This window comes from Nostoc sp. ATCC 53789, from assembly GCF_009873495.1.
GTDB classification, from domain to species: domain Bacteria; phylum Cyanobacteriota; class Cyanobacteriia; order Cyanobacteriales; family Nostocaceae; genus Nostoc; species Nostoc muscorum_A.
The window spans coordinates 6,577,535-6,599,977 of the sequence record NZ_CP046703.1; the positions used below are offsets into that span (position 1 = coordinate 6,577,535).

Genomic DNA, 22,443 nt, shown 5'->3' on the forward strand with positions numbered 1-22,443 from the left:
ATAATACTCCAAGTTATACAAAGCTTATTAAAAATCAAGGTTTAGTGAAAAATTAACCTATACTTAAATTTTAAAAATATTTAGAAATAAGTTTATTTATTATTTCTGACATACCCACAATGATAAGCGTCAAAAGACCTGCAAGAAAAACTAGCAATACTACAAGCAAAAGTCCATTAACTCCAGATTGGAGAAGATTATTTGTGAGCAAGTTTTTGAAAGTCAAGACAATTAGTGAATTTGCTATTATAGCAATCACAATTAAATAAGTTTTTTCCAAAAGCGAACGAGATTGAATTAAGATTACCCCACCTAAAATTAGCAACCACAATCCAGAGCTAATCCAAGTAGTGCCTAAAAAACTAATAAGTGCGATCGCTAACAATGAACTACCTGAACCTGTAATTATGGCTCCAGAGAATAATTTGCTATTAGAGAATCGTGGTAGATATCCAGTTGTTTTTTGTTGAGTTTGTGATTGTGACTCTAATAGTTTAGAAGGTGAAATGACTGTAGGAGGTAATGTATGCCTTAGTGGTGGTAGATTATTCAAGTCTTGTAAGACAGCCTGTGCAGACTGATAACGCTGCTCATGATTTTCTTGGAGTAATTTATCCAAAATCAATTCTAATTCTTGACTTATGGGTTGTGTCAAATGCTTTCGCCAACTAGAAGTCCAACCATAGCCTTGTTTGAGCCAGAAATTCGAGGGAGAAATATTTGTTAGTAGATGAAAGCAAGTTATGCCTAAACTATACATATCACTGGAAGGAAAAACTTTACCAAATTGCATTTGCTCAATTGGTGCGTAACCTAATGAACCAATAATTGTCCCAATTGCAGTGGTTGTAGTTTCCGCCTTTTGCTTTGAAACCCCAAAATCAATTAGTACTAACTTATTATCACTCTTACGGCGAATAATATTTTCTGGCTTAATATCTCGATGAATTATTTGCTGTTGATGTATGGCAACCAGCACAGATAATAAATCATTCAAAAAAGATCGAATCTTAGCTTCATCAAAAAAACCGTATTGTTTTAACTCCTGCAACAGATTTTGACCTTCGATAAACTGCTGCACTAAATACAGATATTCACCTTCCTTAAAATATCCATACAAATTGGGAATTTGTAGATGTTCCCCTAATTCTTGTAGACGTTTTGCCTCTCGTTCAAACAATTGAGTTGCTTTTTGATGTGCGTGAGTACCTTGACTGCCATAAAATTGACTGAGAACCAGTTGCTTCACAACACATCGTTCATTTAGCTTGTCTATATCCTCTGCTACGTATGTGCGTGCAAACCCTCCTCTCCCTAATGGTGCGATAATGCGGTAACGATTTCTGAGTAGCGATCGCAACTGTGTCCCGCAACTGAGGCAGTAATTTGTACCATCAGGATTTTGGGGATTCTCGCAATTGGGGTTTAGGCAGCAGATCATAATAATTATTTTATTGCTGTCAGTTTATTAATTTTAAATTATACCTTGAATTCCGTATAATCTCTGTACTGCAACGTTTCTACATGGACACTTATTGTAATTGCTGTAGAATATTGGCTAGCTTTATCGCCTTATTAAAAAAATCTTGTTGAAACTTAGCAAAATGGAGCAGATTGCACTTTAGAATTCAAATTTTTTATGACAAGGTAATGCACACGCTGGTGGTATTTTGCAAAACACGTAATACCAAATCCAGCTTCACGTAATTTTTGAATTGTATATTTATCACTCTGTAATTGCTGTCCTCATAACTAAGCTATTATTCAAAACTCCAAAATGCTGATGTCAAATATCGCACAAGGTAGACTAATTTACAGAAGAAAATATATCTTAATGTACATAATTTCATAAGTTCATAGCGAATCCTCTTGAAAAACTCTGCATACCTTTCCCCAGCGTCCCTACCCTGTGGTAAGGCGTACCACTTCGTGGAAGCAAGCTACGCGTAGCGTCTCGTAGAGAAGTGCATCTGGTTTAATTTAAAACTGCTAATAATTAATGCAAATCTGTACTTAGGAAGTTTTAAACAGACATTTACCCACTGTTAAACTACATTCGGTTAAATCTTCTAATAAAATCGGGTAAATAATTCAACGCTAAGTAAATATTCACCCTGCCTAACTTTCTCTCTTATGCAACCTTGACAAACCTCACCGCAATTGTGACGATTACGCTAGAATTGTTAAAGGTTCTTTACAGAAATTGCTGATCATCCCCAATTCTGTTAAAACAGCCTAGCATTCAAATGTAAATCTAAAAACCCCCTCTAGAGTTCACCAAAAGCTTCTATGACGCTCCCAATTCGCAACGTCGCCATTATCGCCCACGTTGACCACGGCAAAACCACGCTGGTTGACGCACTCCTCAAACAATCCGGCATTTTCCGCGAAGGCGAAGACGTTCCGGATTGCGTTATGGACTCCAACGCCCTAGAACGGGAACGGGGTATTACTATCCTGTCCAAAAATACAGCAGTTCGTTACAAAGAAACACTAATCAATATTGTTGATACTCCTGGACACGCTGACTTTGGTGGCGAAGTTGAACGTGTACTCGGCATGGTTGACGGATGTCTGCTGATTGTCGATGCCAACGAAGGCCCCATGCCCCAAACGCGCTTTGTTCTGAAAAAAGCTTTAGAAAAAGGGCTGCGCCCCATTGTTATCATCAACAAAATCGATCGTGGTCAAACTGACCCCCACGTTGCTGTCGATAAAGTATTGGATCTGTTCTTGGAATTAGGGGCAGATGAAGACCAGTGTGATTTTACCTATCTGTTTGCCTCCGGTATGGGAGGTTTCGCCAAGGAAAGCCTAGAAGCAGAATCGGTAGATATGCAACCCCTGTTTAATGCGATTCTGCAACACGTTCCACCACCAGTAGGCGACAGCAATAAGCCTCTGCAATTGCAAGTCACAACCCTAGATTATTCTGAATATCTGGGACGGATTGTGATTGGCAGAATCCACAACGGTACTATCCGCGCAGGGCAGCAAGCAGCTCTGGTAACAGAAAATGGTACTATTGTCAAGGGCAAAATTACCAAATTGATGGGTTTCGATGGACTGAAGCGCGTAGAGATGGAAGAAGCTACCGCAGGTTATATTGTCGCGGTGGCTGGTTTCGCTGATGCTTATATTGGGGAAACGATTACTGACCCCAATGAACCGCAAGCTTTACCACTAATTAAAGTGGATGAACCAACCTTGCAAATGGCCTTTTGGGTGAATGATTCGCCCTTTGCTGGTCAAGAAGGTAAGTTGGTGACATCAAGACAAATACGCGATCGCCTATTCCGCGAACTTGAAACCAACGTTGCTTTGCGTGTCGAAGAAACCGATTCTCCCGATAAATTCCTCGTTTCCGGTCGTGGTGAACTTCACCTGGGTATCTTAATTGAAACCATGCGTCGGGAAGGCTTCGAGTTTCAGGTGTCTCAGCCACAGGTAATTTACCGCGAAATCAACGGTCAACCTTGCGAACCCTTTGAACTCTTGGTGTTAGACATTCCTGCTGATGGTGTGGGTAGCTGTATTGAACGCCTGGGACAACGCAAAGGCGAAATGCAAGATATGCAACCAGGTAGTGGCGATCGCACCCAGTTAGAGTTTGTCATTCCCGCCCGTGGATTGATTGGTTTCCGGGGTGAATTCATGCGGATGACTCGTGGTGAAGGCATCATGAACCACAGCTTCTTAGACTACCGTCAAATTAGTGGCGACATTGAAGCCCGTAACAAAGGCGTTTTAATCTCCTTCGAAGAAGGCGTTTCTACCTTCTACGCAATGAGAAATGCCGAAGATAGAGGAGCATTCTTTATTACTCCCGGCACAAAGGTTTACAGAGGTATGATCGTGGGAGAACACAATCGTTCCCAAGATTTGGAATTGAATATCTGTAAGACCAAGCAGTTAACCAACCACCGGGCTGCTGGTGGCGATGAATTAGTACAACTGCAAGCGCCGATAGACATGAGCCTAGAGCGTGCTTTGGAATACATTGGCCCCGATGAATTGGTGGAAGTTACACCTCAATCAATTCGTCTGCGGAAGATGTCGAAGAAGTTAGCGAAACGGTAAGTCAAGCTATAACTTAATTGATTTAGAAAGCCCGCTAATGCGGGCTTTTTGTTTTGTTATCTACTGTATTTTGTTTAAATTATTCCGCATCAAATAGAAGTGCAATCTAAACTGCATTGACGTTATATGTGAGGAAATTTTGGGCATTCTATAAATAGAATTTGCTGATTAAAATTCTTCACAATATAACTGTACATCTAGCAATGAAATCTAAATTTTATACATCTCAAGTTATTGCTACTGCTAACCGTATTGATGTAACTAAACTTCCTTGGGTTTTATATATTGATAAAAAATCACTTCCTACCTTCGGTGGTATTTATTTTGTAGGCAGTGATCAAGAGCCTACAGCTTATATTGGTCAAGCCGGATGTTTCAAAACTCGTTTTATTGGACATCATCGAAAAAATTCTTTTGAGCAACTTGTTAACGAATATGGTAAAAAATGTGTCAAAGTCCGCTATTGGCAAGCACCATTAATGCCTAAATGCGAATTAGTACCTTTCCTGTCTCAACTAGAGAGTTATTTAATAGAAAATTCCAAAACAAGGTACAATCACACAGCAAATTCTCTGCCTAAAACACCATTTGCATCTAAACAACGCACTTATTATCACCCTATATATGTCCAGTTAAATAAGTTAGGTGAATACTATGTACCAAAGTCTTCAGATCGAACGGCAGGATTCTACTTCAGTCTTCAAAAAATCCACATGGCTGAAAATGCTATTAAATATCATTCTCCAACATTTATAATTTCCAGTGGTACTTGGAAAGATGCTTTATACGAATATGAGAATAATCTTGATTCAGAGTGGAAGCAATACTCAACACTATATTTCTTAGAAGTAAGGTTTCAAGCACGTTGGATTAACTATGTTGGTCAGGGTGGCATAGAAGATTATATTCTCTGTGGCGATCAGGCTACTTTCCATCGTATTTTCTTAAACGAGAAAACAGGCTTTAAGGAATTCTCAATTCAGTATTTAAGAACGGGACTAACGAATTGCAGTAAATCAGATTTTTGTGAAACTCTGCTGGGTTTAACAAACTGACTTTTCCCGTTAAGTCTCTTTTGCAAGCTGCCAACCTTCACAGAGATCGCGTAATTTTAACCAATTGAGCATATCGTACAAAATGAACAAACGAACCTAGCCAGCCAGCAGGTATTCTTACAGAAAGCGATCGCCAAACCCTAGCAGAGATTTACAGTGCGTAGGCGTAGCCCGTCGTAGACATCGCCCTTACGGAAATATCTCTGTTTCATAAAACATATTGACAACGTAAATACACAATGTCTACTATGTAAGGTATGGATGTGTATTTCGTGCTTAATAGTGTCAATTTCGTTTGGAACGAAGAAAAAGCTTGGACGAGAATATTATGAAAGCTGAAGTACTGAAAAAGCGACTCGATAAAAATCGTCCAATGACTACAATCACAATTCGCATTCCCGAAGATGTCATTGAAGATTTGAAAAGAATAGCGCCATTACTGGGATTTTCTGGCTATCAGCCGTTAATGCGTGCCTATATTGGACAAGGGCTAAGAGTTGATCTGGAACGACTAGAGGATGATACTATCTCAGCACTGATTGCTAGTTTGAAGCGTCATGGTGTTAGCGATGAGGTTATCCATGAAGCCCTCAGTGAAGTTACTCAAAAATAGTTCAATTGCGATCACCCTTTCAATCCAGCACGCTTCAGATTGCTTAACACTTCATAAATTACTACTATTATGGTTTTTTTGGTAAACCCCTGAGACCCTGTGAATTTTGGGTGGTATTGGGTTAAAAAAGAAACATGAAAATCATCAAGCCCATCACCAATTGGTTAGAAATCCGCGCTTGTGCCCCTACTTATGGCGGTTGGGTGCTAGCAGTAACCGCTATTTGTTTTTTTGGCGCAGGTATCAATACGATGGCTGGTTGGCTGTATGCCATTAGCGGCATTAGTTTTGCCCTTTTGGGTGTAGCAGCTATCTTACCGCCGCGATCGCTCACAGGTCTATCGATCACCCGCCGTCCCATACAACCTGTGTCAGCAGGTGACGATTTAACAGTGGAATTAGAAATCTGCAATCAGACACAACAGCCTGTAAGCTTATTGCAAGTTGAAGATATACTGCCCTTCGTCTTAGGGAAACCAGTACAAAAGGCAATCGAAACAATTTCGAGCCAAGGTAGTTACCGTTGGGTATATTACCACCCTACCCAGCGCCGGGGCGTTTATCGCTGGCACACAGTCGAACTTGGTTCTGGTGCGCCTTTGGGATTGTTTTGGTGTCGCCGTCAGCGTGATTGTGCTGCCACAGCGATCGTTTATCCCACGGTGTTACCCTTGGCTACCTGCCCCCTAGTAGATGAAATGGGGCAAGAAGAGAGCAAAAGGGGCGATCCTCGTGGTAGACCATTGCAGACAGCTACAACAGGGCTAGTGCGATCGCTCCGTCCATATCGTCTTGGAGATCCCACTCGTCTGATTCACTGGCGAACTAGTGCCCGCTATGGGGAATTAAGGGTGCGGGAGTTAGAAATGGTAACAGGTGGACAAGAAATAGTGATTGCCCTTGACAGTGCTAGCAATTGGGAAGAAGAAAACTTTGAACAAGCAGTAATTGCCGCAGCATCTCTGTACTTTTATGCACAGCAACAACAATTACAGGTGCAACTATGGACAGCATCAACAAATTTAGTTAAAGGCGATCGCTTCGTTCTAGAAACCTTAGCAGCAACCGCAGCCTTAGAAGATGCCAGTTCAGTTGTTCCTAAAAGCTATCCCTTGATTTGGCTGACTCAAAACCCCCTGAGTCTTGCTACTCTTCCTCAAGGCAGTCGCTGGGTTTTGTGGCCAAATATTTCCGCACCAGGAGAACAAGAAGTAATCAATTGGGAACATCCTGGTATAGTTTTGCAAAGCGATCGCGCACTACAACCCCAGCTACAAAAAACATTACATTTATTATAAATTGCAGGGATTATTGTGAATTGGGCATTGGGGAAAATTCTCCCCTCCCTCTCTTCTGCTCTGCCAGATCATCTCCCTATTACCCATACCCTTGCCCCATTCAAGTTAAGCTTCTGCGATTTCTTCGATTTTGTCCGATCCCAGCACACCGGACATATCAGCCCTTGAACAAAGGTAAAACAATTTGAAGGGTTAAGGTTGGGGAAATACACCCAGTAATCCCTTAGTGCGACTGAGGTACAATGCAAAGAAATATTTAAATTATGAGCGACATGATCACATCAGAACATAACACAAAATCCAGCGATAAAAGCCTAGAGGCAATGCGGCATTTTTCCGAACAATACGCCAAGCGTACTGGAACATACTTCTGTTCTGAACCTTCTGTTACCGCAGTTGTGATTGAAGGACTAGCCAAACATAAAGACGAACTAGGTGCGCCTTTATGTCCCTGTCGCCATTATGAAGATAAAGAGGCTGAAGTCCATGCCACATATTGGAACTGTCCCTGTGTGCCAATGAGAGAACGCAAAGAGTGCCATTGTATGTTGTTCCTCACCCCTGACAACGAGTTTGCTGGAGAAAAACAAGACATCTCTCTGGAAACAATTAAAGAAGTCCGAGACAGTATGGGATGAGCGAAACCATCCCCCAAGAGTTTTGGCAAGGCGTAGAACAGTTCAATTCTGGTCAGTTCTATGCCTGTCATGACACTTTAGAGGCTTTATGGATTGAAGCCAGTGAACCAGAGAAAACCTTTTATCAAGGCATTCTCCAAATTTCTGTCGCACTGTATCATTTGGAAAATCGAAACTGGCGAGGTGCAGTTATTCTACTGGGAGAAGGCGGCAATCGCTTACGGCGTTACCCATCTAGTTACGGCGGCGTTGATGTAGATGAGCTATTGAGTCAGAGCGCAGCATTGTTGACGACATTACAACAAATAGGGCCAGATAAGATTACATCTGGCGATATTGTTGAAAATAAGGTCTTATCTTTGCCTAAAATTGTGCTGGCTACTGATTAGACATCTGGTAAATTAATTATGCGTTGTCCGAAATCCTTGCTAGGCACAATTCATAAATTGTGCCTGCGTCATTTTTACTCGGATGTCAATTACCTGAAACCTTGAGGTTAGGGGTAGCGTCACTATTTCAGCCAGTAGTTATCGGAAATCACTCCAGATTGTATATTTCATAATCTGGATAAAGTACTTGAGATAATTAGAATGCCAGCTGAAATCCTGAATCCCCAATTGCTATGATGCCCTGCTATCAATTGCCCATGTCACAGTTCCGTCGCTTTGGATTAGCTTTAATGCTGCCAGTTGCACTATTGGGCACTTTTGCCTTCCCTAACCAACTGCAAACCGCTACTGCACAAACATCTAAAGACAATCGTCCCCTCACTATCCGCGCTGATGTGCAAGAATATGATGCTAAAAATCAAGTAATCACCGCTCGCGGTAACGTGCAAATGTTGTATCCTTCTCGTCAGCTTCAGGCAACATCTGCCCAAGCACAGTACTTTAGTAAGGAACGCCGAATTGATTTCAGTGGCAACGTCTATATTTTGCAACAGGGCGGTAACAGTATCCGGGCAGAGAAGGTAACGTATTTAATTGATGAAGGGCGATTTGTTGCTTTACCTCAATCCAACCGTCAGGTAGAGTCTATCTACATGATCGAGGAATCAGATAATGCTGCGACACCCGCCCCATCTGTGCCACAAACACCACCTTTGAAGCCTTCTAATTAGCATTTACCACCAAGAAAGGGTGCTTCCAGCGTGAAAATTGTTTTAGAGAATATTCACAAATCTTACGGCAAGCGAGTAATTGTCAATCGTGTCAATCTTTCTGTTGGTCAGGGCGAAATCGTTGGTTTACTAGGCCCCAATGGGGCTGGTAAAACGACGACTTTTTACATTGCCACAGGTTTAGAAAAACCCAATCAAGGAAAAGTTTGGCTGGGTAATTTGGATGTTACAGGAATGCCAATGCACAAAAGGGCACGATTGGGTGTTGGCTATCTAGCGCAAGAACCAAGTGTTTTCCGCCAACTCTCGGTACAAGATAATATTCTATTGGTGCTAGAGCAAACCAATGTGCCACGACGGGAATGGTCAAGACGACTCACAACTTTACTGCGGGAGTTTCGGCTGGAAAAATTAGCTAATAGTAAAGGAATTCAACTTTCTGGTGGTGAGCGACGGCGGACGGAATTAGCAAGGTCTTTAGCTGCTGGACAAGAAGGGCCCAAATTTTTACTTTTGGATGAACCATTTGCGGGGGTTGATCCGATCGCAGTCTCAGAAATTCAGCACATTGTCGCACAACTGCGCGATCGCGGTATGGGAATCTTAATTACAGATCATAATGTCCGCGAAACCCTTGCGATCACCGATCGCGCCTACATTATGCGCGAGGGACAAATCCTCGCTTTTGGCGGTGCTGACGAACTCTACAGTAATCCCCTCGTGCGGCAATATTATTTAGGGGATAATTTTCAAGCCTAAATTCACAATTATTTAGTTAATAACTTAAAAACCTATTTTTATATTTAATTTTAATTATAAATTTATTAATTTATTCGATTCTGCTTTATCAGCCATTGAGAATTAAACTTTGATACTAAATACAGTAGTTTGCAATTAACAGAGGTAAAGAACTTAGACTTCAAAACCAAATTATGAAGACTATTTTACTTCTGCCCCCTGCTCCCCTGCTCCCCTGCTCCCCTGCCTTCTTCCTTCTGCCTTCACCAGGGTTGTCAATATTTAACTGTTAAAATTTTTTATGATATCAAAGAAGTTTACGCCTTCCTACAATCTCGGTTCGCTGCTACCTTTTACGATCATGGATCGTTACCTTACCAGCGAATTGATCGCGCCGTTTTTCTTTGGTGTCGGAGCTTTTTCATCACTTGGTGTCACCATTGATGCTGTATTCGATCTAGTTAGAAAAATCGTAGAATCTGGGCTACCGATAGACATTGCCATTCAGGTTTTTTTGCTAAAGTTTCCCAACTTTATAGTTTTAGCCTTTCCCATGTCTACGCTACTAGCTACTTTGATGACCTACAGTCGTCTTTCTAGCGAGAGCGAACTAATTGCCCTGCGTGGTTGTGGAGTGAGCGTCTATCGCATAGTGCTAACTGCTGTGATGTTGAGTCTTGTAGTCACAGGAATGACATTTGTATTCAACGAACAAATTGCACCAGCAGCAAATTACCAAGCCGGAGTGACTCTGGATAAAGCCCTGAAATCAGATAAGCCAGCTTTTAAACAGCAAAATATTTTCTATCCTGAATACCAGGATGTTACACAACCGGATGGCTCTAAGAATAGGATATTGACACGCTTGTTTTACGCCGACCAATTTGATGGTAAGCGGATGACAGGTTTGACGATTATAGACCGTTCCACCAAAAATCTGAATCAAATTGTAGTATCAGAATCTGCCCAGTGGAATCCTTCTCAAAATATTTGGGATTTTTACAACGGTACGATCTATTTTGTTGCAGCTGATCGCTCTTATCGCAACATTGTCAGATTTGAACACCAACAACTGCAACTACCGCGCACGCCATTAAGTTTGGCAGAAAAAAGCCGAGACTATGGTGAGATGAATATTGCTGAAGCACTAGATCAACTACAAGTGGAATATCTTGGTGGCGATCGCCAAAAAATTCGTAAACTCGAAGTGCGGATTCAACAAAAAATCTCCTTGCCCTTTGTATGCGTGGTTTTTGGCTTGGTAGGTGCAGCGATGGGAAGCATACCCCAGAGAACTGGAAGAGGTACCAGCTTTGGGATTAGCGTTGTAGTTATTTTTTCGTACTACTTAATTTTCTTTATTAGTGGTGCGATCGCGCAAGCAGGTGCCCTCTCTCCCTTTATGGGGGCTTGGTTGCCCAATTTTCTTTTCTTGGGAATAGGTTTATTCCTCTTGATACGAGTTGCCAAACGTTGAGGGAGCAGGGAGCAGGGGAGGCAGGGGGGCAGGGGAGACAAGGGGACAAGAGGTGAGAATTTGAAACAAGTCTTTCCCCTTGTCCCCAATTCTCCTTGTCCCCTTGTCCTCTTGCCCATGCCCAATGCCCAATGCCCAATGCCCAATTCCCTACTTCAATTAAGGATGATAATTTCGGCATTCCGGTGCATTTGGGTTTTCCTTGCAATATTCTTCAAAAGAGACTTTAGCTGATACCATCCCCTCAGCTTTCTGATGAGCAGCTTCAGCCTGGAGTTCTTCTACCTCATCCCAAGCGGCTGCACAGGCTTTAGAATAAGCACCTTGTTCAGTGCAAATAGCGCGAGACTGTTGAATTGCTTTTTGAATTCTCTCCTCCAGCAGTAGCGCTTTTGGCGCTTCTACAAAGTCGCTTTTGGTCAAAATGTCGGTAATCGAGATGATACCTAACAGCTTGCCTTGAATCACAGGTGCCCGATGAATACCAGTGTTAGCAAATAACCGTGCTACATATTCCACACCCAAATCAGGATTTACCACAATGCAGGGCTTGCTCATAATCTCGTAAACCCACACTTGCTTTGGATCTTTACCGTAGGCTGTTACTTTATAGACAATATCTGTTTCTGTGACAATGCCATAAGCATCATTCTCATGGCGAATATCTACAACTAGCGCCCGCAATTTTTTTTCCTTCATCAGCACCACTGCTTCAGCAACAGTCGCTGAACCGCGAATGGTAACTACATCTTTGGTCATGATATCTTCAGCTTTCATCATTGCTGTAGTCTCCTGGTTAATAGTACGGTGCGGCACAGCGCCCTCAGACCCGGATTTCTCACGATACTGTAGGCAGAGGGAGAAGAGGAGTGTGGGGAGTGTGGGGAGTGTGGGGGGAAAGACTTCTTCCCCATCCTCCCACACCTCCCACACCCCTTGATTTCTCACTTGTGAGAAATCAAGGTCAGAGGCGTATATATCGAAGTATTGCAGCCTAGAGTTTGCTAACTAGAAAGTAAAAAAGTCGAACTTTTGTCCAGCTACAACAATAAACTTAGAGCAACTGTCAACTCGTGATGTTATCCAATGTGACCAATGCCCAAAAACCAACCATAAATTGCCATAACTTTCTAGAAAATCTTGCCAAAGGACTCCAGCCGCTAAAAAGTAAATTTTTGACTGTTACATATCTATTGGTAATGACTAATAACTGATGGAGAAGTTAGGATAAAATCACGATCCAACTTTAGTTGAGATATTTCCTGTTAAGGAAAGCAAAAGCATTAAACAGCAACACCTTCATCTTCCGTCAAGTTTTCCCGATTTCGAGTAAATTTCAATTACCAATCTCATGCCACATCGTCATTATCCTCCCGCCTACTTACGCTATCTCAGAGCCAGGTTATGGAATCTAGGGCGACCTGGTTTTTGGGTAACTGCAATTTTTTTATCTGTAGTGGGACTAATAACCTGGGAATACTGGTCAAATCCAGATATTTTCGTTTATAAGCAAAAAAACAAAGTTACTTCACAAACCCCTATTGATTCCTCACTGTCAGCAGAAAACAGAGCCATTGCAGCCGACATTGATAACCTGCCAGTTTTATTTAATGACTTTGAGCAAGCAACTCTCTCATTAACGGCAAATACTCCCAAGGAAAAAACTGAGGTAAAAAACAGCAAGAGTTTATTAGAGGATGTAATTAACAAACAAAAGTCTGCTAATGATGCCAAATTAAATCCTACTTTAGGCGTTAATGGCGACACCGCCCCCGTCGTGAAAAATCCTTTTGTCGTACAAACCGAAAATTTATTGCGGAATGGGACGCTTGACAATAATAATCAGTTTCTAGGTATCAAAACTTTAACTGGGGCATCTGAATCAACAGACGGGGAACAGACATCCTCTAACCTGGGAATTGGATTCACCAATCAAACCAATAAGAATCAAAATTCTACTTCTGTCAGCCCTCTGCAAGCAATACTCAATCAATCCACAAATCAGAAGCTGTCTGGCTTTAATGGTACTAGTGCAACTCAGACAAATACTTTGGGTAGAGCCTCTGAGCCAGGAACAACGTTAATGCCACCTATGAATAGCTTATCCAGTCAGAATTCTCTACCAACTACTGGGACAGGCTACACGTCAACGGGTAGGAACTTGCAGCAAAATCCCTACAGTAATTTAAATAACGGTCAGGTATTACCTAATAATGGGTTAAATACTGGTGCAGGTTATACGAACTTGCAGCAAAATCCCTACAATAATTTAAATAACGGTCAGGTATCACCGAATAATGGGTTAAATACTGGTGCAGGTTATACGAACTTGCAGCAAAATCCCTACAATAATTTAAATAATGGTCAGGTAGTGCCTAATGTAGCACCAGGAACGTCCCCAGTCACCTCTGGCATACCAAGTAATATTGCACCTTACTCTAGCCAGATTCCGGGTCAAAGTGTTGTCACTCCCACAAATCCTATGGGATATGCGAATTATGGCTTGCAGCAGCCGACGCAATCACCACAGTCTAATTATGGGAATTATGTGCAGCAGCAACCAACACAATCTAATTCCTTATATCTTCGCCAGCTTCGAGACAAGTATAGAAGTCCTGGTCAAAACTGATTTTATTTGCAGTGAAGATACTGCACACCAAGGAGCGATCAGCGTTGGACATAATGCTCGATTTTGACGATGTTGAGCTTGCAGGTCGCTACAAGTAACTTTGCAAGTAACTTAGAGTCAATCTTTTTGTTTCTGTCACCAGTTGCTGACGGAATTTTTTTTCATGGCTAAGAGATGTCCACAAAAGGATACCGATCGTTTTCACTAACACAAAAGCGATCGCTTCATAGACGATTGGTTCTAAATCTGGATAATGCTCCGATATAAACATCACCAAATCTTCAATCAGTTGGGCATCAGCCGCCGCATCGATCGCTTCTAGTTCAGGCATTGAACTTTGCAAGGGCATAAAGATGGCGTGATAACCTGGATAATCGGTAAAGAATTGATCAACGGTATCAATTACCTGCTCCATATATCTAGAGAGAGTTAAACTCTTGCTTTCAGGTGTATTCAATTCTACTAATAAGTGATGGAGTTGCTGGTTATAGCGAGCTGCTAGTCCGTAAAGAATTGCTGCTTTGTCAGGAAAGAATTGGTACAGCGATCCGATAGGTACTTTGGCATTAGCTGCGATCGCATTAGTACTGGTAGCGTTATAACCCTCCGTAATAAACAGTTGTTCAGCTACATCCAAAATTTGATTTACGCGCTCTTGGCTACGGGCTTGGCGGGGCTGGCGACGCATCCCTCTAGGCTTTGATGAATCCGTGGTCATGAAGTTAAAAAAATTGGTGAGAAATTTGCTTGACTAAACATGAGCATTGCTCGTATTTTATAAATATGAGCAATGCTCATATTATATTCTGACCACAGGAGGATATTGTTATGGACAAAGATTCACTTACATTACCCACTGCCAAAGTTGGAAACGATTTAACCCGTCAGATGCAACAAATTAACGCATTCCAGCCTTTTCTGGCAATGCTTGCCGGAGATTCAAGTTTGGATGTAGTGGGAGAGATGGTTGTTGCTTTGCTGGAAACACCTTCCTTTGAAATTGCTGTAGAACACCTAAAGCGTGATTCTCGTTCGGCAGCATTAATTGAAGAGCGATACATGGCCCCGCCTCATGATCTGGACACTCTGTTGCAATATCCACCGGATTCCTTGGGATACCTTTACAGCATGGCAATGAAGGCAAAGGGATTTCGAGCCGAAGACTTGTACGAAGAGATACCCATTTATTCCGATGCCAGTTATGTGGAGGCGAGACTGAGCCAAACTCACGATATTTGGCATATCGTCACTGGTTTTGGTGTATCACCATCTGACGAGATCGGATTACAGGCATTTCACTTATTACAGTTTCCCTATCCTCTAGCAGTATCTTTGCTTTCTAGTAGCATGATGTCCACCCTTCTATTCAATCCTGAAGAATTGCCTACTTTGCTTGATGCTATTCAAACCGGATGGGAAATGGGCAAAAATGCCAAACCTCTTTTTGCCCAAAAGTGGGAGGAAGCTTGGGAAAAGCCCTTACTCCAATGGCAAAAAGAGCTAAATCTTTTTTTGTAGTAACTATCTAATCAGGGTCATCTGCATTTTTATTATCAAGAGAGCAATCTATATGCAGCACTTGTGTTCATATTTATACCGATTACCCTATGCAATGATGGATAACTTTGAGCTTTGGGGAGTTTACGAACCCAATTTCAGCGAAGCAGTAATTAGTTTGTTAGCATTTCAGCTACTTGAAGATACGATCACTCACTTGATTAGGGAACTCCAAAAATTGAAGGAGGCAGAAGGCAGGAGGAGCAATTCACTTATAGGATTCGACCCCGGATGAATTGAAGCCACTGAATAAGAATTCAGTGGGGGTCTTAAACCCTTGCCATTTAGCTTTAATTGCGCCAACCTACTTAACGTCATTGTGGGCTATTTGGAATAATCGGAACTTCTGGTGTTTCAGGTTGTCGCTGTTGTCGTTGTAAATACTTACTCAATACATAAGCCATATCTCCACGGGTAACGGGTTTTAATGGAGAAATATTGCTTTGAGCATCTGTATTGAGAAATCCTTCTGTAGCTACTGTAGCGATCGCTTTTCTAGCCCAAGTTGGGATAGACTTTTCATCTGGATGTGAAGCCAGAATCTCATTTACAGCCTCATCAGGAAACTGAAATACACCATAAGCTTGAGCGAAAATAGCAAGAGCCTCCGCCTTTGTCACCTTTTGATTAGGGAAAAACTCATTGCCCCGATAGCCTTTCATGATGTCAGTTTTTAAGACTGTCTGTATATCATTAAATGCCCAATAAGAACGAGGAACATCTGGAATCGTTAAATTTGCTTTGTTAACAGCTTCTCTTTTATCAAGCCGAAATGCTTTTACCATAATCGACGCTAATTCTGCTCTGCTCACTAACCTTTCTGGATAAAACTTGCCATCTGAAAAGTTGGTCATCCATTTTGCAGCAATTACCTGTTGAATAGAATCAGATGAGGTTCCAGAAGTCGTTTCTGGGACTTGAGCAATTGCTGGTAAATTTTGTAGTAGTGCTACTAAAGATAGAGTAATTGAAAGCTGACGCATCATCATAAGCACTTTTAGCTACTAACGTGAATTTAAAAAACTACGTTACTGAGGTTAACGCAAAATTTGGTGTTCTTAATAACCTGTAACTCAGCTAGTGACGAATTTAGGCTGGCAATGTTGCGTAGCTACGAGAGTGTAGCTTTAAAAATTAGGACTATGTTCAGAATCCCAGCACTTCCCATCATTCCAGACTCTACTGGTGTGTTCACATTCTGATTTATCGTTAATCCAAGGAATTGAAGTAGGGTAATCCCAGGTAGATAGGGGAGTAAGTGAAGAGAATGCAAAAGAAAATATAGTGTAGCTACAAGCCGATAGAATCATTAAAAATACTATGACAAACAAGGTATTGGCAGGAGTCCAAAAAGGATATAAACCTTTTTCAGAGCGTAAACGTGTTTTAGAACGACGTTCTGAACCTGCTAGCAACACCAAATAAAACCTTAATCCGGGAATTGGTACTGAAACTCTTATGTCTAAAGAATGACGAGTCCAAACACGAGAGTTAAAAACCCTTTTGATGGCTTCTAATTGCTCTACTGTGAAGGTATTTGACACTTCTGGGGCGATCTCAGCGACAAGTTTCTCGAAGGTAAGACCAGTATGCTGTGGCGTTGCCATAGTTTACAGTATATTAATATACCATGTTTCTACATAAGCAATCTCCTCTCTTCCGGACACTACGATGTTTTATTTTTTACAAGTTCCTAATAAAGGAAGCAGAAATTAGCAAAAACTTGTTTTTTACCTTTCATCTTTTGATGTTATCTGCCCACTACTATGGACTATAGTCAGTTTTTCAGGAGTTTTGGGAATGACAGGAACAGATCCCGTAAAGTTGATGAAGCAAGAAGTTGGCAAAGCCGCTGCCGCCCTAGTAAAATCGGGTTCTATCGTCGGGTTGGGTACGGGGTCAACTACAGCATATACAATTCAGTTTTTAGGCGATCGCCTCAAGTCTGGTGAACTCAAAGATATCATTGGCATACCTACCTCGTTTCAGTCAGAAGTGCTGGCGAAGCAGTATGGTGTCCCTCTCGCAACCTTAGATTCTATTGACCACATCGATATTGCTATTGATGGTGCAGATGAAGTTGATCCGCAGAAGAATTTGATTAAAGGCGGTGGTGCAGCACATACCCGCGAGAAAGTCGTAGACTACCTGGCAGAACAGTTTATCGTCGTGGTAGATAGTGGTAAATTAGTAGATCGCTTGGGTTCTAGTTTTGCTGTACCCGTGGAAGTGATTCCAATGGCAATTACTCCTGTAACCAATGCCATTAAAAAACTCGGTGGGAAACCAGAACTCCGCATGGGTGTAAAAAAAGCTGGCCCAGTGATCACTGACCAAGGTAACTTTGTCTTAGATGTCAGATTTGACTCTATTGAAGATCCAGTCAGCCTAGAAAAAACATTGAATAACATTCCCGGTGTTCTGGAAAATGGTATTTTTGTTAACTGTGTCGATTTAGTTTTGATTGGTGAAGTCAAAGATGGTCAGCCATTAGTGCGGCAACTGTAACCTGGATTTCTCACAAGTGAGAAATGAGCGTGAGTGTGGGGAGAAAGAGGAGGAATTGAATAACTGCACATCAATGAACACTGCATTGCCTCCCACACCTCCCACACCTCCCACACCTCCCACACTCCCTACCCGAACCACACAATACGTGAGAAATTCGGGTGTAAGAGTTATAGATTTTGGATTTTAGATTTTAGAGACATCTAAAATCCAAAATTAAGGGACTTCCAGAGAATAAAATATACAGTCAATAAAAATGATAATCATTTTAAGGGGGAGAAAGGGGTTGCCAACGGCAACCCCTTTCTCCCTCAATAAATAGGCAAGATAAATGTCTGCACAAAGAGAGTTCTTAAATGCAGTGAGCTGAATTGCTATCGACTATTTTTGCGCTTTTAACTTTTTGAAAATTACGTTACTCCACAACAGATATCAATAAACCACTTACCTAAATTTGGTAAATTATCTTCGGTAAAATTAGTCAAACGTTCAATCTTATTTTCAATTTCTTGCATAGCTTTTTTAGTTAGACGGACTCCGCTAGAGTAAGTCTGAGTAACTAACTTAACAACTGGACTTTTACCATTCCACGTCATAGTCTTAGCAAAATTTAATGCAGTTTCCACATCGTCTAAAATACTGCCATTCCAATGATTCTCCAAAACAGCCCAAGTTCTTTCAATTGGATTATATTTACTGTGATAGGGAGGGTAATAAGCTAAACGTATATTTAATTTGTATGATTGAGCAAATTCAACTATACGTTTCATAAACTGAGTACGTCGAGAACTATTTTCTCCTCCATTATCTTGATTAATAAGTAAAGTTTTTATTTCCGAAAATCGCCAGCTTTCTGATTTCCAAAAATCCCCTAAAATGTCAACGATAAAATCGCTAGTTACTTTGGATTCTGTAAAATACAAAAATAGCTCGTCAAGGTCTGGAAGAAAGATACCATAAGGAGCTACAGTTGTTTTTGGTTTGAAGTCGTGGTCATCAGTTTCTGTTGGTACTCGATTTCTACCACCACGATCAAAGGAGCCGATATTTACGCGAGCTTTCGCATCCAAGCTTAAACGTAAAATAGTTGGGTCATCTGAAGCTTCTTGGTGAACTATAGCTAATTGCTCAAAGATTGCATCAGTTTCGGGAATTTTTTTTGAGGTTGAATTTTGGCAACCCTCTTGAGGCGATACCCTAAATCATTTAACTTGACACGAATTGTTTCTGAAGTTGGTAATTCTTCTTCAGCATAACCAAATTTTTCAATTAATTGATGTCTTACAACAGATGCGCCCAGTCGGGTATAGAGTCTTTGACTTTTAAAAGTCGGGTCTATTTGACTTTGAGAATCGACTAGTTTTTTGATATCTTCTAAAAGAGTTGGTAGGTGTTCTTCTGCTTTTTTTCTTCCTCTACCTTGATAATTATCCACACAAGTGATACCACTATTTAATTCTTTAATTCCTTTACCAATAGTTACACGGTTCCATCCTAACTCTCGCTCTGCTATAGACTTTCCTCCGTGTCCTAATGCCACAACTGTTTGTGCAATGAACCTACGTTTAGCTGCTCCCTTTAATTGATGTGCGGTTTCCTTCAATAACTTTTTCAATGAATCTGTTAATTGTATTGACACCTCAAACATCCCAAAATCGAATCATCATTCAATTTACTACAACTTGGGGTGGGAGAGGCTGCCAACGGCAGCCTCTCCCACCCCCCTAACAATGATTATCATTTTTATTATCTGTATATTTTATTTTCTGGAAGTCCCTAAGCAGCAGGTTCAGTTCATCTAAACACTAATTTAAAATGTGCGATCGCTACTTGGCCCATGTCTTGCTTAAGGAAAAATTACAAGCCAAGCTTGAGGAGATTCAAGCTAAGAGCGATGGCTCTCCTGTTACCGATTTGAAGCTAGACAAAACCTTAGCCGAAGAAATTGAAAAATTGACGACGGAACTAGAGAGCGTCAATCCGAATCTTAATCCTCTGAGCAACGCGACTCATTTGTTAAACGGAGCTTGGCAACTGCAATACTCCACTGCTAGAGAAATCCGGTCTTTAGCTTCTCTCCCATTGGGCTTAAAACTGGGTAAAGTTTATCAAGTAATTGATGTTACAAATAAATTGTTTTTCAATCTAGCTAAGGTTAAACATCCTCTGGGGATAGTCTCAGGATATGTTAAAGTGACAGCTAGCTTTGGGCCAGCCAAAGAAGATTTAGAACCTCTAGCTAACAAACGCCTCAACGTTTATTTTGACAAACGCTACCTATCGATTGAGCAAATTGTTGGTATTAATACTCCTCAACTAAACCCATTTAAGGTTGTCTCAGCTAATAATCCTACTAGCAGAGTTGCGACATTAGACATTACTTATTTAGATGAAACCTTAAGAATTGGCCGTGGAGGAGATGGAAGTTTATTCATTCTTAGTAAATCTGATGATTTACCTGACTTCACCTCCTCAATTTAAAATTGATCGCGCCGATGAGTGGATATGGCTCTCTCAATAACGCATCTTTTCACCAAAGTAAAACCAGGTTCTGCAATGGTAGAACTTAAAACATTAAACTTAAAGTTAGGTCATGGTATAGAAGAAGATATTAATGCCGAGCTGATAAGTCCCAGGCAAGTTTTAATTGTTAGGTATGAAGATATTTTAGACTTATCAATTCAACCAGGAGAATTGCGAGAAAATATTGTGGTTACAGGTATAGGATTTGATAAATTTATTCCTGGATCTCTGCTAACCTTTGAAAGTGGTGCGGCAATTCGTCTAACTTTTTACTGCGAACCGTGTAAGCGAATAGCCCACTTAGTAGAATCATTCAAGAGCATCAAGGGTAAAAGAGGAATCTTAGGCGTAGTTACTCAATCAGGTCAAATTCAAGTTGGTAGTAAATTTCAGGTTCAAGCTCAGAAATTTCCAGCATTACCTGAAAATCCTTATGAACGATTTCTAGATTTTATCATCAAAATTCCTAGTGGGAAAGTAGTTACATATAAACAGATAATTAAAGCTATAGGAGTTGATAATAGTTATCTAAGAGCTATTCCTACATATCTGAAAAAAACCTCAGCTAATAATTATCCAGTACATAGAATATTAGACTCTAAAGGTTATTTAATAAATTATGTGAACCAACAAAAAGATAAGTTGGAAACTGAAGGAGTTAAGGTTTTAGCAGAGGCAGACGTAGTGAAAAAATTAAATAAAAATTATGTAGATATTAATAATTATTCATGGGAAGATTGCAACATATATTTATAATAGATATTGCTTATTTAATTATCATGGTAATTACAAGATTATCCGGCATTCTGAAAAGTAAAATGGTTCCTTGGATCAAGATAATCCTTGATTTTTGATTTGTTTAGATGTGGCTTCCATAAAGTCAATGAAAACTTTTATTAGCTTATGAATTCCCTCGCTACCTCCTGCAATTAAACCTCCTGTCAGTAACGCATCTAAACAACGAAAAATAATTACTTGAATTGGATTATCGAAATCAAGAACTACAAGTGGCTCAATTGATCGAATACCTATTGCGCTCATTAAAAGCCCAAATAAGAGGGATGTCCATAGAGCAATTACTCGTGTATCAGATTTATAAGCTATCTTTTTGCGCTCTTTTTCATTTAAATTATCCATTTGTGGCTTGAATATTTTTAATGATTCCTGTTGGTTTTGTGTAAAATTCTGGATAATTTGCTGTTCTAAACTCATTCCTTCAGGTGGTAGCCCAATGCTTTGATTTGATTCAAAAGAAGGAAACTGTTTTTGTTGGACTTCTATAAGTCTTAGTTTTTCGGATATAAGAGCCTTTTCTTGTTGAATACTAATATCTAATTGTTCCACGAATGGGCCGCGCCAAGTAGTTATAAAAACTTCTAAAGAACGTTCTAGTAATAAAGAGATAAATAACTGTAATGTGAGTATTTGGATAATATCATTCAACCCAAAAGGTTTTAAAATAAATGGTTTAGATAATAACCAGGTTGACAAAGTTACTATTAAAAAACTAATAATAATTAAGACAAAAAATAGAGGAGATTCTGGAGAAAGCTTTAGCAACGTATCTATACTCCTGTTTCGCGTCACAATATTTAACACAGCCTGGAGGTGGGAACTACACCTGCTGAGTAACTTAACAACGTTAATTTGATAGAACAGTAAATAATTTATTACCCGCCCCTTTTTTCTGGGAGTGTGAGAGGCTGCGCTACAGTGGGAGCAGGGTAATCAGAGGGTTTGTGACATAGCCGAAAGTGTTGCTATACAAGCATTATAGGAATAAATGTACTGTACATGGTGCGATCGCGCTTTTCTCTGGGAGAAATATGAAAAGGTGCATTGAAAAAAGGGGACGACACAAAAAGCAAGCATCAACTAAAAACCCCTCCAAGGTTGGAAGGGTTAAAGTAATTTTTGGTAATGGGATGATGATTAGGGGTAAACAGAAGCTTTCCCTCCTTGATGAGCTAGAAATGCAACATCAAAAGGTATGGGGTCGCTGACGTTTGTAGAATGAGTGGGTAGATTCTTAGAGTTGACAGCTATAGGTTCGCCACTATTGTGAGTAACTATTTGAGCGCCACCCATCCCAGGCAATAAAGCAATCGAAGTAACAATGAGTACAGAATCTATCAAGATAGAAAGTTTCATAAGGTTCTATTTAGTTAAAGTGAAGTGTAATTAGTGTTCTTAGGTAATAGAGTCTT

Annotated in this window: 22 protein-coding genes; 14 read left to right on the forward strand and 8 right to left on the reverse strand. The window is 40.6% G+C overall.

Annotation, left to right across the window (positions count from 1 at the left end; genetic code table 11):
- Positions 1 to 70: 70 nt before the first annotated feature.
- A complete protein-coding gene (locus GJB62_RS27240; RefSeq protein WP_114085146.1) occupies positions 71 to 1,441 on the reverse strand; it encodes a serine/threonine-protein kinase in 1,371 nt (456 codons plus the stop codon).
- An 848-nt stretch (positions 1,442 to 2,289) separates the two neighbouring features.
- Between GJB62_RS27240 and typA the strand changes: the two genes are divergently transcribed.
- From typA to GJB62_RS27285, 9 genes are all read left to right on the forward strand, one after another.
- On the forward strand, positions 2,290 to 4,080 hold the full coding sequence (typA, locus tag GJB62_RS27245) for a translational GTPase TypA (protein WP_114085145.1): 1,791 nt from the start codon (positions 2,290 to 2,292) through the stop codon (positions 4,078 to 4,080).
- 203 nt (positions 4,081 to 4,283) lie between these two features.
- Positions 4,284 to 5,135, forward strand: a complete 852-nt coding sequence (locus tag GJB62_RS27250) for a hypothetical protein (RefSeq protein ID WP_114085144.1) — start codon at positions 4,284 to 4,286, stop codon at positions 5,133 to 5,135.
- Between the two features lie 328 nt (positions 5,136 to 5,463).
- Positions 5,464 to 5,748, forward strand: a complete 285-nt coding sequence (locus GJB62_RS27255; RefSeq protein WP_114085143.1) for a hypothetical protein — start codon at positions 5,464 to 5,466, stop codon at positions 5,746 to 5,748.
- Between the two features lie 134 nt (positions 5,749 to 5,882).
- Positions 5,883 to 7,046, forward strand: a complete 1,164-nt coding sequence (locus GJB62_RS27260) for a DUF58 domain-containing protein (RefSeq protein WP_114085142.1) — start codon at positions 5,883 to 5,885, stop codon at positions 7,044 to 7,046.
- Positions 7,047 to 7,318: 272 nt separating this feature from the next.
- Positions 7,319 to 7,684 carry a ferredoxin thioredoxin reductase catalytic beta subunit gene (locus GJB62_RS27265; protein WP_041565931.1) on the forward strand — a complete coding sequence of 122 codons (366 nt, stop codon included), beginning with the start codon at positions 7,319 to 7,321 and terminating at the stop codon, positions 7,682 to 7,684.
- On the forward strand, positions 7,681 to 8,073 hold the full coding sequence (locus GJB62_RS27270) for a DUF309 domain-containing protein (RefSeq protein ID WP_114085141.1): 393 nt from the start codon (positions 7,681 to 7,683) through the stop codon (positions 8,071 to 8,073). The genes GJB62_RS27265 and GJB62_RS27270 overlap by 4 nt, the downstream gene beginning before the upstream one ends.
- Before the next feature lie 233 nt (positions 8,074 to 8,306).
- Complete coding sequence (locus GJB62_RS27275) at positions 8,307 to 8,804, forward strand: LptA/OstA family protein (protein ID WP_114085140.1); 498 nt, start codon at positions 8,307 to 8,309, stop codon at positions 8,802 to 8,804.
- A gap of 30 nt (positions 8,805 to 8,834) precedes the next feature.
- Positions 8,835 to 9,563, forward strand: a complete 729-nt coding sequence (gene lptB / locus GJB62_RS27280) for an LPS export ABC transporter ATP-binding protein (protein WP_114085139.1) — start codon at positions 8,835 to 8,837, stop codon at positions 9,561 to 9,563.
- Positions 9,564 to 9,903: 340 nt separating this feature from the next.
- A complete protein-coding gene (locus GJB62_RS27285; RefSeq protein ID WP_114085138.1) occupies positions 9,904 to 11,019 on the forward strand; it encodes an LptF/LptG family permease in 1,116 nt (371 codons plus the stop codon).
- Positions 11,020 to 11,178: 159 nt separating this feature from the next.
- Here GJB62_RS27285 and GJB62_RS27290 read toward each other — a convergent pair whose 3' ends face one another.
- Positions 11,179 to 11,799: a CP12 domain-containing protein gene (locus GJB62_RS27290; protein ID WP_181852933.1), complete on the reverse strand. Its 621-nt coding sequence runs from the start codon at positions 11,797 to 11,799 to the stop codon at positions 11,179 to 11,181.
- A 571-nt stretch (positions 11,800 to 12,370) separates the two neighbouring features.
- On the opposite strand from GJB62_RS27290, the gene GJB62_RS27295 reads away from it, so the two are divergent.
- Positions 12,371 to 13,648, forward strand: coding sequence for a hypothetical protein (locus tag GJB62_RS27295; protein ID WP_114085136.1), 1,278 nt, complete (start codon positions 12,371 to 12,373; stop codon positions 13,646 to 13,648).
- A gap of 88 nt (positions 13,649 to 13,736) precedes the next feature.
- On the opposite strand, the gene GJB62_RS27300 is transcribed toward GJB62_RS27295, so the two are convergent.
- Positions 13,737 to 14,336, reverse strand: coding sequence for a TetR/AcrR family transcriptional regulator (locus GJB62_RS27300; RefSeq protein WP_245246023.1), 600 nt, complete (start codon positions 14,334 to 14,336; stop codon positions 13,737 to 13,739).
- 140 nt (positions 14,337 to 14,476) lie between these two features.
- Here GJB62_RS27300 and GJB62_RS27305 point away from each other — a divergent pair, with 140 nt between their 5' ends.
- Positions 14,477 to 15,166 carry a Coq4 family protein gene (locus GJB62_RS27305; RefSeq protein WP_114085134.1) on the forward strand — a complete coding sequence of 230 codons (690 nt, stop codon included), beginning with the start codon at positions 14,477 to 14,479 and terminating at the stop codon, positions 15,164 to 15,166.
- A gap of 353 nt (positions 15,167 to 15,519) precedes the next feature.
- On the opposite strand, the gene GJB62_RS27310 is transcribed toward GJB62_RS27305, so the two are convergent.
- On the reverse strand, positions 15,520 to 16,188 hold the full coding sequence (locus GJB62_RS27310; protein ID WP_179075388.1) for an S-layer homology domain-containing protein: 669 nt from the start codon (positions 16,186 to 16,188) through the stop codon (positions 15,520 to 15,522).
- 144 nt (positions 16,189 to 16,332) lie between these two features.
- Entirely contained in the window at positions 16,333 to 16,812 is a 480-nt protein-coding gene (locus GJB62_RS27315) for a hypothetical protein (protein WP_114085132.1), read from the reverse strand.
- Positions 16,813 to 17,005: 193 nt separating this feature from the next.
- On the opposite strand from GJB62_RS27315, the gene rpiA reads away from it, so the two are divergent.
- A complete protein-coding gene (gene rpiA, locus GJB62_RS27320; RefSeq protein WP_012407870.1) occupies positions 17,006 to 17,713 on the forward strand; it encodes a ribose-5-phosphate isomerase RpiA in 708 nt (235 codons plus the stop codon).
- Between the two features lie 410 nt (positions 17,714 to 18,123).
- Here rpiA and GJB62_RS27325 read toward each other — a convergent pair.
- Positions 18,124 to 19,346, reverse strand: a protein-coding gene (locus tag GJB62_RS27325; protein WP_159402613.1) for an ISAzo13 family transposase whose coding sequence is annotated in 2 segments (ribosomal slippage) — positions 18,124 to 18,866 and positions 18,866 to 19,346 — 1,224 coding nt in all. Because the reading frame shifts where the segments join, the coding sequence is not laid out codon by codon here.
- A 182-nt stretch (positions 19,347 to 19,528) separates the two neighbouring features.
- On the opposite strand from GJB62_RS27325, the gene GJB62_RS27330 reads away from it, so the two are divergent.
- Together GJB62_RS27330 and GJB62_RS27335 are read left to right on the forward strand one after the other, a co-directional pair.
- Complete coding sequence (locus GJB62_RS27330) at positions 19,529 to 20,194, forward strand: PAP/fibrillin family protein (RefSeq protein ID WP_114082355.1); 666 nt, start codon at positions 19,529 to 19,531, stop codon at positions 20,192 to 20,194.
- Between the two features lie 24 nt (positions 20,195 to 20,218).
- Complete coding sequence (locus GJB62_RS27335) at positions 20,219 to 20,992, forward strand: MGMT family protein (protein ID WP_114082354.1); 774 nt, start codon at positions 20,219 to 20,221, stop codon at positions 20,990 to 20,992.
- 75 nt (positions 20,993 to 21,067) lie between these two features.
- Here the strand turns inward: GJB62_RS27335 and GJB62_RS27340 are convergent, their stop codons facing one another.
- Both GJB62_RS27340 and GJB62_RS27345 read right to left on the reverse strand, forming a co-directional pair.
- Positions 21,068 to 21,796: a hypothetical protein gene (locus GJB62_RS27340; RefSeq protein ID WP_114082353.1), complete on the reverse strand. Its 729-nt coding sequence runs from the start codon at positions 21,794 to 21,796 to the stop codon at positions 21,068 to 21,070.
- 372 nt (positions 21,797 to 22,168) lie between these two features.
- Positions 22,169 to 22,387 carry a hypothetical protein gene (locus GJB62_RS27345; protein WP_147262512.1) on the reverse strand — a complete coding sequence of 73 codons (219 nt, stop codon included), beginning with the start codon at positions 22,385 to 22,387 and terminating at the stop codon, positions 22,169 to 22,171.
- Positions 22,388 to 22,443: the final 56 nt, after the last annotated feature.